We start from the raw sequence: 12,013 nt of genomic DNA, 5'->3' as shown, positions 1-12,013 counted from the left end.
CTCCCCCACCCGGCCGCCCATAGAATACCCTGATTGGGAGGCCGGGTGGGGGAGTGGGCCGGCACCGATTCAGCAAAGCTGAAAAAGACTCTAACGTCCTTGCCACGAGCTATCATATTCTGAAGGTTGCGGGCCGGTGTCACGGAAAACCGACTGGCCGGCTGGTCAGGCCGGGCTTATCCGTCCGTGGTCCGACCCGTCATCCGCCTACCGCACCAAAGTCGGCTTGGGAAATTACGGTGACGGGAGCATAAATCCCTAAACGATAATTCGGTATTGTCGCACCCGTCGCCGTAATTCTAAGGTTTTGGCGATGCAGCGGGGGCGGGGCTGTTCGGCGGATTGGTTTCGTTCGCTAATCCGATAATCGTTCCAACAAAGCCTCCGGCCTTTTTGGTACTGAGGAAAGTCGCGTCTCCGCCAGTCGGCAGGAGCTTCCATCCCTGTTTGCCCCAGGCGTACGACGCGCTAAGCGCTCCACCGTCGATTTTCAGCCTGAGGCGGACCGTACGCGCGCGGCGCGGCAGGACGGCCGACGAAACCAACCTTCCCGCCTGCGGATCGCCTGCCGTTTCACGACGCATGACGGCGATCCGCCGCCTGCCCTGAACCTTGATCACGCCGAGAAAAAGATAGGCGTCATCGCTCTGGAGCGCGACAAGGCCTGCGCGATCGCCATCGCGGCCGGGCTCATAGTCCAGCGCGGTCGACACCTCTGCCGTGGCGTGGGCTTGCTTGCGGGCAATGAAGGCCGGCGTTGCGGAGATGTCTCCGACGGGATGTCCCGGCGCCATGACCAGACGGCCATGGCCGAGATGGAAGAAGGTCTTGGCCGGCATCCGGACGCCCATCCAGCCCAGACCCAGGCGCTTCTCATCGAAGTTGTCGATATAGGAGAAGTCACCGCTTTGAGGCGCACCGGGTTCAGTCGCCCCTGCGGACGCAGGCTTGTCCACGGCGAAGGGAATCGCTGTCCCGTGTTCCAATATGGTCGGCCATCCGTCGGCCGACCAGTTGACGGGCAACAGGTACGTTTCCCGTCCGATATTGTAGTAGCCTGGAGCGTAGGCGCGGGCCGCCAGAAAGACCGCCCACCAGTCTCCTGACGGCGTCGTAACGAACTTTGCATGACCGGCGGCTTCGACCGGGTGCGGCCGCATCGCCGGCAGATCGGCCTGGGTGAGGATCGGATTGCCTTTGAAAGCCTCGTAGGGGCCGCCGATCTTGCGGCTGCGGAAGACGATTTCCGAATGATGCTCGTCCGGTCCGGTGCCGCCCTCGGCGGCAATCAGGTAATACCATCGATCCTTCTTGAAAATGTGCGGACCCTCGGGCCAGAACAGATGCGGCGGATTGTCACCGCCTCCAACCAAGGGGATGCGCGGCCCGACCATGGCTTTGGTAACCGGGTCGAACGCCTGGAGCCACAGGACACGGTGCCCGGGAAATCTGGCCGGACCTTCGGGGGGGCCGTTGTTTACGACATAGGCCTTTCCGTCATCATCCCAGAACAATGACGGGTCGATGCCGGCAAAATCGAACCAGACGGGATCCGACCATGGCCCCTGCGGGGACTTTGCCGTAATCACGAAATTCCGGTTATTCGTGCAGACGATGTAGAAGGTGCCGTCGCGATAGGAAATGTCCGGCGCCATGATGCCGCCCGAAACCCTTTGGCCCGCGAAGTCAGACTGGCCGACCCGGCTGATGGCGTTGCCGATTTGCCGCCATGTCACCAGATCGCGGGAGTGATAGATCGGCAATCCGGGGAAGTTGGCGAAGCTGGAATTGACCAGATAATAGTCCGGCCCCACGCGGACGATGCTCGGATCTGGCGCGTAGCCCGACACGATCGGGTTGCGGTATTGCCGGCGCCCTAGAGTAATTCTTTCCTGGCTGCGGCCAACATAACGGAAATAGGCAAAGCTGGCGTCACCGGCAATTGCGCCCTGGGGCACGGCGCAGGTGAAAGCGATAGCCGAAATGGCGGCGATCCTGATCATCGGCGTTTCCTGGGAGGTCGAGCGCGGGCAGGGCCAGGCCTGTAACCTGAACTCGACAATACGGCCTTCTTAATTAGTCATTTGTCTGACATTTACATAGCCAGCGCAAGGCATTTGTGCGGATTCCGACGATGCCACGCATCCATCCCGAGAGGAGGGCGCGCACGATTCCGATATCATAGCGCCCAGGCGCTCTTACCCTCTTCCTCGATACGGCCTCGTGTCATGGGAATGTCCATGAGGAACGGGCTGACCACAACGCATGTGACGCCCGCATAATGTACGGCCAAGACATGTTTACCCGCCTCGCCCTACGGCACCAAAGTCGGCTTGGTCGACGGTTCCCACACATCGCTGCTCGTCGCGACCAGTTCCTTCATGTTCCGCCACGTCCGCCGCCCCGGGATCGACGGCTCGCCCAGCACGACCGCACGCGCATAGGCGATCACGCGGTCCTGCACGCGCAGCTTCTCCTCCGTCGGCCAGGTTTCCCATGCATGCGGGCCGCGCACCACGACCAGGTCCTTCAGCCCCTTGATCCGCTCATACGACGCGATCTCGCCTTCGAGCCCGTCGGCGTAGCACCACAGCCCGCGCGCGAAGAACGCGCTCGGCCATTTGCTCATGCCCGCCAGGATCGCCGAGCTGGGGAAGAACACGATGTTATTCTCTTCCTCGATCCCGCCGATGAACAGCCCGCGATCGCGCCCCGGACCGCGCCCATCGTCCTTCGGGCTGGTTTCGGATTCGAGATAGCCGACGCCGCTCGAGAAATCGGCGACCAGGATCGCACCCGCAATGTGCGGATCGCGGCGCGGCCCGGTGCAGGTGATCTTGGGCAGGTCGTAGCTGCAATCCTTGTCGAAATTGATCGTCATCGCCCAGCCGCTCGCCATCGTGCCGCGCGAGCTGCCCATGAAGAAGACCGGCAGGCCCTGGCTCGGATCGCCGCCATGGGCCGCCGCGGCGGCATCCGCGCCCCGGGTCAGCTTGCCGTCGGGGCCAAGCGCGCGCATCCCCTGCCCGCTCCGCAACGCCGCGACGATGTCGAGCAGATCGTGCCCCTGCTGCAGCGTGTTGGTGTCGCTATAGCCGCCCGAAATGCCGATGCCGCGGCGGTCCATCGCCAGCACGTCGAACCCGGCCTGATGCAGGCGATACCAGGCCTGGCGCCAGAAGCGCTCGCCCTGCACGCCGGTGCCGCCCTTGGGCCAGTCGTCGTCGGGAATGGTCACGCCGGTCTTGGGATCGACGGTGTAGGCGACGTCCTTGGGGTCATCGAGCGCGGTGACGCGGTCGCCGCCGCCGCCGTTCATGACGATCAGCGCGCGCTTGCGGCCGCCTTTGCCGTCATCGATCCCGGCGCCGCGAATGTACCAGCCGCGAATCCTGATATCGCCGGTCATCTTCATGTGGATGCGTTCATACGCTTCGACCGGCGCGGTGAATTCGACGATGTAGGTGTCGGGATCGGCTGCGGCGATCGGCTCGTTATAGGGCGCGCGTGCGAAGAAACCGGGCCGGCGGATCTGGCTCAGGTCGGTGGCCCCGCCCTTCTCCTCGATCTTGCCGAGCAGATAGCGGCCGTGCGCATCCTTGAGCGCATATTCCTTGTTCGGCGGATGGCGCTTGAGCACCTGCTCATAGACGCGCTTGTGGCATTCCTTGTCGTCCTTGCACTTCTTCCAGCGTTCGCGGAGCTTCTCGTCGGTGAAGTTGGTGACGTAGAAATCGCCGCGATAGGCCTTGGGCTTGCGCGCCGCGACGCTGGTGAACGGAATGCAGGTCCTGGGCCCCGCCTTGGTCGGCAGGATATAGCCGGGCAGCTTCATGTCGCGGTCATAGGCGACATAGGCTTCGCACTCGGTCGGCGGGAACATCGCCGCGGGCAGCGCCTGCGCCTTGTGCTTAGGGTGATCCTTGGCCTCGGCGGCGGTCGCGCATGTCACTGCCCCCAACGTGGCGAGCAACGCGACGGTCCATCTCTTCATTTCGCTCTCCGGATCTGATTTTTATCGTGGAAGATCGGCGAACCGCGCGGGCAGCTCGAAGCCATGGGCGAAGCGGTCGCCAAGTTCGGCGATGAATTCGCTGCGCGCGGCATAATAAGATCGCCCGGCCACGCGGACGCGCGAGACGGCACCGCCATCGCGTTGCTCGTGCCGCGCGAGCGAGCCGACAAAGCCTTCGCCCGACACGCCGCGGATCTCGCATCGCTGCCCGACCGCCATCTCGCCCCGCGCGCCGGCCAGCGCGATCCGCGCGGTCACGCCGCTACCGGTCGGCGAGCGGTCGATCTGGCCCTCGGCGAAGATGCAGAGATTGTAGCTCGGCTGCCCTTTATGATCGCCGAGCGCCACGTCATCGGTCAGGATCGTGCCGTAGAGGAAGGACAGATCACGCTCGGTCGGATGCTCGATCACGACCGCCCCGCGCACTGCATCGGTGATCGCCACGCCCGCCGCGACGAGGTCGCCGAGCGGCGTGTCCATCAGCGACAGGCCGATGCGCGACGCGGGGAGAATCGCGTAATAGGCACCGCCGAACGCGATATCGAAGCCGACCGGTCCGAATCCCGGCACGTCGACCGATTGGTCGAGATGGCTGGCAAAGGAGTCGACGCTTTCGAACGCGACGAGCGGCGCGCCGCCATCGTCCGCCGCCTCGACCTCGACCCGAACCACGCCGCACGGCGCCTCGAGCCCGAAACTGGCGCGCCCATCGACCATCGCGACGCGCCCGGTATCGACCGCCCAGCGGCCGATCGCGATCGTCGCGTGACCGCACATCGTGCTGTACCCTTCCTGGTGCGTGAACAGCACCGCAAGATCGGCATCGGGATGGCACGGCGCGGTCGGGATGACGCCGTACATGCCAGCATGACCGCGCGGCTCGAGCATCAGCATCCGCCTCAAATCATCGAACCGCTCGAGTGCGTCGCGGCGCTTCTCCAGGATCGTCGCGCCGCGAAGCTCGGGATAGCCGCGCTCGACGATCCGCACGGGCTCGGCCGCGGTGTGCAGGTCGACGACATGGAGGGTTCGCGCTTCAGCCAAGGTCGCAAACTCCCGATGCGCCACGCCGCGCCTGGACCATGGCCGCGGCGGCGAGATCGGCGAGCGCGGTGCCGACCGATTTGAAGACGGTGATGTCGTCGGCCGAGGTCCGACCAGCGACGCGGCCGGCGCATAGGTCCGCGAGCGTGCCGCGGATATCATCCGACGTGATGATTCCCGCCGCGATCGGGCCGGTCAGGTCGCCGGCCTCGGCCAAGGCGTCGCGCGTGTCGACATAGATGTGCCCGCGCGCGAAGCAGGCGTCGTCGGCTTCGCGCATGGCCGGTGTGAAGCTCCCGATCAGGTCGAGATGCGTGCCGGGTTGCAGCCAGTCGCCATGGACGATCGGCGCGGTCGAGGGCGTGGCGCAGGTGATGATGTCGGCCCGGCGCGCCGCGTCTTCGAGCGATGCCGCTGCCTTCGCTGCGAAACCCGCTGCCCGCAACTCGGCCATGAGCCGTTCGGCTTTGGCCATATCGCGGTTCCACACCGACACCGATCGGATCGGACGGACCGCAGCGAAGGCCTCGGCGGCGAGCGCCGCGATCCGCCCTGCCCCGACGATCAGCAAGTCGGCCGCGTCTTCGTGCGCGAGGTAGGAAGCGGCGAGCGCCGACACCGCGATCGTCCGGCGCGTCGTGATCTCATTGCCGTCGAGCAAGGCGAGCGGCGCGCCCGTCGCGGCATTGGCGAGCAGGTAGGTGCTGTGAACGCTCGGCAATCCGCGCGCAGTGTTGCCGGGATGAATGGTGGCGACCTTGGTCCCGAGCAGGCCGCCGCTCCAGGCGGGCATCAACAACAGAACACCGTCGCCATCGGGATGAGGAATATGGTGGTGATGCCGCTCGGGCACCGTCGCGCCGGCGGTAAAGGCGGTCTTCAATGCCGGGATCAGCGCGTCGAACGGCAGCGCATCGCGCGTTTCCGCCGCACCGATCACCGGTATCGTCGCGTCTCCCCCACCATGAACCGGCCCAGCTGTGGAATCATCCAATCGCATCGTCGCCGTCGCTCCCGATCGAGCGGCAACTTTGTCCTATTGGATTTAAAAATACAACATCTTTATGTACGCCGATCAGGTGGCGGGCACCTCTTCGTCATGCCGGGCTTGTCCCGGCATCCACCGCGCCACAACACCCCAGCTCGCTTGGGGAGGAGTGGTGTTCAAAGCGAAATCGTGTCCCCCGGACACGATTTTGGCCTGCCGGGGGCAGGCCAAAGCTTGAACACGGCACAAGGCCGGGGTGACGATGGGGTTTAGGCAAATGCTTAGTAGATAGCTGCCTGAGATCCCGCCCGTTAAATCTCGAATTAACTCAGACCGTCGCCTCGACGTCGCGCGCCAGCACCAGATGCGCCTTCATCAGATCGTGCGCCTTCTGGTTATCGCCGGCTTCCATTGCGTCCATGATCTCGAGATGTTCGTCGATCGAGTCGATCACGCGCTGGGCCCCGTTGATCCACTGGATGTTCATGAACGAGCGCAACTTGTTCTGCCGCTGCACCGCGTCGAGAAAATAGCGATTGCCCGAACAACGCGCGATGCCTTCGTGGAAATCGGCGTTGATCGCGAACAATTCGACCGACAGCGTGTCGCGCCATTTGCGCTTGCGGAAAGCGAGATGCTCGGCGCGGATGCGATCGAGCCATTCGCGGTCGAGTTCGAACGTGGATTCGAGCAGTCCGGCGGGCTCGATCACCGCGCGATAGGCATAGCTCTCCGCGCGTGCGCGCCCCGAATTGATCGGCAGGGTGAACGACCAGCCATTGCCGGGCTTGCGCTCGACCAGCCCGAGTTCGGCGAGCTGGCGCAGCACGCGCACCACGGTCGGCAATTTGGCGTCGAACAGCCGCGCGACCTCGAGCTGGCTGCACTGATCGGGCATGCGGCCCTGGTTGCGCGCCTCGGCGATCGCGATGAACAGGCGCTGGTCCTCTTCATCCTCCGGGTTGGTGACATCGAGATCGGGCGCCTCGGTCACCGGGCCGCGAAGGACGTAACCGCGATTGGCGCGCGCCTCGACCGCGCCCTGCTCGGCGAGCAGCTTGAGCGCGCCGCGCACCGGGGTGCGCGACACATCGAAGTGACGGCAGAGATCGAGTTCGACGAGGTGGTGACCCGGGCCCGCGCCCTGGTCCTTGAGCATCCTGAGGATCCTCGCGGCCAGGTCGGCTTGCAGCCGGCTGGCGCGCGGCGGCGCCTTGTCCATGTCCATCTTGCGCGCAGCCGCTCCCGCCATTTTCTCTCGATCTTTCATCAGCTCAGTCAGGGCTCCGGATTACACTTTCGCGCGCAAGGATGCAAAAGGAAGCACCACGCCCATCACGACTTGCGCCAAGGCCATGCTCCCCAATGCGCTTCGGAAGGGCGCGTAACTCAGTCCCGTCCCATCTGCGCGATGGGCTGGAAGCAGCCGAGAATGAGGCGGCTGGCATCGAAAGGAGGGTCGCCGGCCGAATCCATTCGCGGGTCGTGGTGCATTCTCTCTTCGGCGGCCTCGAAAGTCGCCTTGTCGGTCCAGATCTGCCACGTGAAAACGATCTTCTCTCCTTCCCTGGCGGCGACCGCTTTGCGGAAATCGGTGTGCTCGCCGCTGGGGATGAAATCCTCCCAGCATTCGACGATCTCGAGGCATCCATATTCGCCGAAGAATGTTGCGCTACTCGCCGCCCAGCGGCGATAAGCGTCTATCTGGTCCTCGGGCACCGGGATGACGAGGCCACAAACATACATATCCTCCTCCTTCGTTCAGGGCCGAGCGTCGTCGAGGCGCCGGCGAATATCCCGATAGGCCGCCGTGATGAGATCCCCGAGCCTGCCCTCGTCCGGCATGCGTTCGATCCGCAGCTTGACATGACGCATCCGCTTGCCGGCGCCTTCCAGCAGGCCGGTAGGGTCGTCGAGGAAGGCGCCGAAAAAGAAGCCGATATTGGCGTGTTCCGCGTGCGCATCGACGTAAGCGAAAGCCGCATCGCCGGCGCAGGCGGTCGGGCGGCCGTCATGGACCAATTCGCGCACGTCCGAACCGCACGCACGCAATCGCTCGAACCAGGGTTCCACTAAGCCGCGAAGCGCGTCAGCATCGGCAAACCATCGTTCGACAACCGGATCGCGCCGACGGGCGGTCGGGAAACGAAAAAGGGCGTCCATCCTCTCAGAATGCCAGTCGAACCGGCGTTCGCCAAGCGTGCTGGATAGGACGCGCAGTCCAACCAATCACCTCCTTGCCTGAAGCCCTTTCTTCCCCGCAACCGGCAACGCCGCGCGATCGACGACGAAGCCATCGTGCATCACCATCGCGATATCCTCGGTCGCGTCGATATCGGCGGTCGGATCGCGGTTGAGCAGGACGAGATCGGCGATCTTGCCCGGCGCGATGCTGCCAAGGTCGCGATCGCGGCCGAGAAAGACCGCCGCGTTGAAGGTGGCGATCCTGATGATCTCGAGCGGAGACAATCCGGCCTGGCGGAGCAACTGCATCTCGCGGTGCGACGACGCACCCGAGACCAGGTCGGTGCCGAGCGCGGCGACGCCGCCGGCGCGGACGACGCGGACGACGTTGCGCATCTCGCTGGGCAGCGCTTGTTCTCGCCAGGCCGCTGTCGGCTGGCGCAGGAATTGGGCGCGCTGCTCAGTACGCATCCGGCCGCGTTCGGCTTCGCTGAGCACGAGCGAATAGTCCGGGCGATCGAGGTATTCGGGGTGCCGCATCAACCGGCCATATTGATCGGCGATCGCCAGGGTCGTCGCGAACGGAATGCGACGCCGCGCCATCAGCTGAACGAAATCCTCGGACTCGGCCTCCGCCCAGATCGGATGCGCCAGGCCATCCGCGCCCGCCGTAATGGCGTTACGCGCATCCGCTTCGCGGGCGACGTGCACCACGACGCGCAACGCATGGCGATGCGATTCCTGAACGATCGCGCGCATCAGCTCGGTCGACAGCGCGGTGGCGGAGGATTGCCCGCCGAACCCGCCGCTGTCCTCAACCATCTTGATCAGGTCGGGATGTTCCTCCTCACGATGACGCGCGAGCGTCGCCGGATCGGCCGACGTGAGTGCGATGCCGATATCCTCGTTGCGCCCGCCGGGCGAGGTGAACACGCGGCCGGCGATCAGCAGCCGCGCGGATATGCGCGGATCCGCGCCGCGCATGATCTGGACCGTGCCAGGGAGGTTGCCGAGATCGGCAACGGTGGTGAATCCGAGCGCCAGAAACCCCGCCAGCGTGGCCTGCGCGGTGGCGACGTCCATGCTGCGCTTCTTGCCGTCCGGGCCGGTATCCCGGAGATGGATGTGCGTATCGATCATCCCGGGGACCAGATATTTGCCCCGGCCGTCGATCACTTTCGCCCTGCCGATCGGCAGCCGCGCTCCGCCCAATGCGACGATGCGGTCCTTGTCGATCAGGACCGTGCGATGCCGAACAGCGGGCCGCCCCGTGCCGTCGATCAAGGTGACGTCGCGGATCGCGTAGCGACCGGCCATGGCCGGCGCGCAGGCCTGTGACAGCATGGCCAACGCACCGATCCATTTGCGTTTCCAGTTCATTGGCTGCGTCTCCGATCGGCACAAAAAAACCGGGAGCGTCTGGCGCTCCCGGTCTCGTGCTTCGCTATCGCTGCTCTCAGTAATTGAAGGCGAGCGAGAATTTGACCGTGCTCGGCAGCGACTCCGCCAGCGCGCCGGCGCCGACCGCCGCCCAATAGCGCTTGTTGGTGATGTTCTGGCCGTTGACCCGCGCGACCAGTTTGTGGCCGCCCAGGTTGAACTCGTACGACGCGCCGATATCGAAGGTCGTATAAGGGTCGGTGAAGGCCCTGTTGGTATCGTCCACCGCCTGCTTGCCGGTATGGAACGCGCCCGCCGACACCTTCAGGCTCGGCGTCAGCCAGGACACGGTATATTCACCCGACAGCGACCAGCTGACATCCGGCGTCCCGCCAGGGACGGTGTGCAGCGAGTTCGCATTGGCGGCCTGGAAGGTCCGGGCCTTGAGCAGCATCAACGTGGCGTTGATCGCCAGATCCGGGATCACATAGCCGCTGACGCTGCCCTCGAACCCGCGATAGGTCTGGGTCGCGTCGCCGAAACCATGCAGCAGATTGGTGGCAGGGTCGATGCGTTCGTTATACGCCCCTTCACGCCGGATATCGAAATAAGCGAGCTGGATCAGCAGGTTCTTGCGCGGCTGCAGCTTCAGGCCGGCCTCGTAGAGCGTGCTCGAAATCGGCGGGAAGACCGATTGCGCATTGTCCACGTTGTTCGATGCGATCGCATTCTCTTCCAGGCCCTGGATATAGGTGCCGTAGAGGCTCGCCCATTCCATCGGCTTGACGATCACGCCGCCCGACCAGGCAGTCGGCTTCACGTTATAGGGCTGCTTGGTGTTGAGATTGGTCGAACCGTCATTGGTGTAATCGGTGACGCGCACGCCGCCGGTCAGGTGGATGATGTTCTTGAAGCTCAGATCGTCGAACGCGTAGAGGCCCTTGTCGTCGATCGTCGACGGGATCGGCGGCTTGGCGACCAGCGCATAGGGGTTGGGAACGATGATCGGGTTGAGGAAATTGTCCCCTGTGATCACCGTACGCGGCGTCGCCGGCGATCCACCCAGGCTGCGCAGCGACCGCGACGCGCCGAGCAGGATACTGTTGGTGATGTCCCCGGTCGTGATCTTGCCATGCAGTTCGACCGCGTAGCTGATATTTTCGTAACCCGCGTTCTGGATATTGGTGCCGAACCGGACGGCCCCCGCCCCGAAGGTAGGACTGCCGGGCGTAACCGAGGCATTGTAGGTCGCGATCTGCGCTGGGGTCTGCAGCAACGTCACGTTGCCGGGCACGAACCCGGGATTGTAGCGCAGGCGCGTCAAATGCGAGCGCCCCCAATAAGCGGTAACGTCCCAATCCTTGGCGACCTTCCACACGCCCTTGAACAGCAGGTTGAGTTCTTCGGTCCGGTTGGTGTCCCAGGCGAGCCCGCCGATATTCTTGCTCGGATCGAGATAGGCGAGCGGCGGCAGTTTGGTCGCGCCGTTCGGGATGATGAACGTCGCCGGCTCGACGATGCCGCGCTTGAACCATTCGACATCGGCCGACAGCGTCAGCTTCGACGTCGGCTTAAGGTCGAACGTGCCCGACGCCAGGTAGCGGTCGCCCTTGGCGAAAGTGATGCCGGTATCCTGGCGCGCGGCGACCGCGTTGATGCGGAAGCCGAAAATGCCGACCGTATCGCCGAGGTCGAGATGGCCGCCATAACCGCCATTGCTGTCGCCGAACGCGCGCAGGCCGACATAGAGGTCCGGCGTCGCCCGCTTCATCACGAAATTGACGATGCCCGATGGTGGCGAGAAGCCGTAATAGATCGCCGAGGCGCCCTTCAGGATCTCGACGCGATCCTTGTCCTCGAGCGGAAAGGCGGTCGACGACAGGATGTTGAGCGTGCCGTCGAGCTTGTAGCTCGATCGCGTATCGACGGTGATGCCGCGGATCGTGATGTTGTTGTACGAGGCGGGACCGACGCCCGACGACGAGACGCCGGCGGTGTTGCGTACCGCATCGATCAGGTCGACCGCCTGTTGCGACTTCAGCAAGGCGTCCGGGATGACCGACACGGTCATCGGAATGTCGAGGATCTTGGCGTTGCGGAAGCTGCCCGATTGCGCGGTATCGGTGCCGAACTGGTTGTTGCGTTCGCCGGTGACGATGATGTCCTCGGCGGGCGGGCTGTCCTTGGCGGCATTGGCCGCCTGGTCGGCGGGAGCCGCTTGGGGCGGTGCGTCGGCCGCCTGGGCGTACGCCAATCCCGGCATCGCGCCGGAAACCAGCACCGATGTGCCCAACAGCAAAACACGCGAAAGCTTCATGTTCGTCTCACTCCCCTAGCCGGGCGCCGAAGCACCCACCGCAACCCCGACCTCTCCGTGTCAGATTCGTGTATTTTTAGTATCA

9 protein-coding genes are annotated in these 12,013 nt (G+C 64.4%); all 9 read right to left on the bottom strand.

The annotated features are described in order from the left end of the window. Window positions 1–299: 299 nt before the first annotated feature. Window positions 300–2,003: a glycoside hydrolase family 43 protein gene (locus AC1DSD_RS05925; protein WP_478029007.1), complete on the bottom strand. Its 1,704-nt coding sequence runs from the start codon at window positions 2,001–2,003 to the stop codon at window positions 300–302. 311 nt (window positions 2,004–2,314) lie between these two features. Continuing rightward, entirely contained in the window at window positions 2,315–3,994 is a 1,680-nt protein-coding gene (locus AC1DSD_RS05920) for an alpha/beta fold hydrolase (protein ID WP_478029005.1), read from the bottom strand. A 21-nt stretch (window positions 3,995–4,015) separates the two neighbouring features. After that, entirely contained in the window at window positions 4,016–5,059 is a 1,044-nt protein-coding gene (locus AC1DSD_RS05915) for a proline racemase family protein (RefSeq protein ID WP_478029004.1), read from the bottom strand. Beyond that, a complete protein-coding gene (lhpI, locus tag AC1DSD_RS05910) occupies window positions 5,052–6,053 on the bottom strand; it encodes a bifunctional Delta(1)-pyrroline-2-carboxylate/Delta(1)-piperideine-2-carboxylate reductase (protein WP_478029003.1) in 1,002 nt (333 codons plus the stop codon). Before lhpI ends, AC1DSD_RS05915 begins: the two co-directional genes overlap by 8 nt. Window positions 6,054–6,375: 322 nt before the next feature. Then, complete coding sequence (locus AC1DSD_RS05905) at window positions 6,376–7,299, bottom strand: GntR family transcriptional regulator (protein ID WP_478029002.1); 924 nt, start codon at window positions 7,297–7,299, stop codon at window positions 6,376–6,378. 137 nt (window positions 7,300–7,436) lie between these two features. Next, a complete protein-coding gene (locus tag AC1DSD_RS05900) occupies window positions 7,437–7,793 on the bottom strand; it encodes a DUF1428 domain-containing protein (protein ID WP_478029001.1) in 357 nt (118 codons plus the stop codon). A gap of 15 nt (window positions 7,794–7,808) precedes the next feature. Next, entirely contained in the window at window positions 7,809–8,276 is a 468-nt protein-coding gene (locus AC1DSD_RS05895) for a DUF1801 domain-containing protein (RefSeq protein ID WP_478029000.1), read from the bottom strand. Next, window positions 8,277–9,611 (bottom strand): amidohydrolase family protein, encoded by a 1,335-nt coding sequence (locus AC1DSD_RS05890; protein WP_478028999.1) that lies wholly within the window; start codon window positions 9,609–9,611, stop codon window positions 8,277–8,279. 76 nt (window positions 9,612–9,687) lie between these two features. Beyond that, window positions 9,688–11,928: a TonB-dependent siderophore receptor gene (locus tag AC1DSD_RS05885; RefSeq protein ID WP_478028998.1), complete on the bottom strand. Its 2,241-nt coding sequence runs from the start codon at window positions 11,926–11,928 to the stop codon at window positions 9,688–9,690. Between the last annotated feature and the right edge of the window lie 85 nt (window positions 11,929–12,013).

The sequence above is a fragment of the Sphingomonas sp. P4_D12 genome, from assembly GCF_056401895.1.
This window is presented reverse-complemented; position numbering and strand designations above follow the sequence as displayed.

Bases quoted from the DNA above. Each gene is read 5' to 3' on its own strand.
- AC1DSD_RS05890 (WP_478028999.1), bottom strand. From the start codon at position 9,611: ATGAACTGGAAACGCAAATGGATCGGTGCGTTGGCCATGCTGTCACAG.
- AC1DSD_RS05885 (WP_478028998.1), bottom strand. From the start codon at position 11,928: ATGAAGCTTTCGCGTGTTTTGCTGTTGGGCACATCGGTGCTGGTTTCC.
- AC1DSD_RS05905 (WP_478029002.1), bottom strand. From the start codon at position 7,299: ATGGCGGGAGCGGCTGCGCGCAAGATGGACATGGACAAGGCGCCGCCG.
- AC1DSD_RS05920 (WP_478029005.1), bottom strand. From the start codon at position 3,994: ATGAAGAGATGGACCGTCGCGTTGCTCGCCACGTTGGGGGCAGTGACA.
- AC1DSD_RS05900 (WP_478029001.1), bottom strand. From the start codon at position 7,793: ATGTATGTTTGTGGCCTCGTCATCCCGGTGCCCGAGGACCAGATAGAC.
- AC1DSD_RS05925 (WP_478029007.1), bottom strand. From the start codon at position 2,003: ATGATCAGGATCGCCGCCATTTCGGCTATCGCTTTCACCTGCGCCGTG.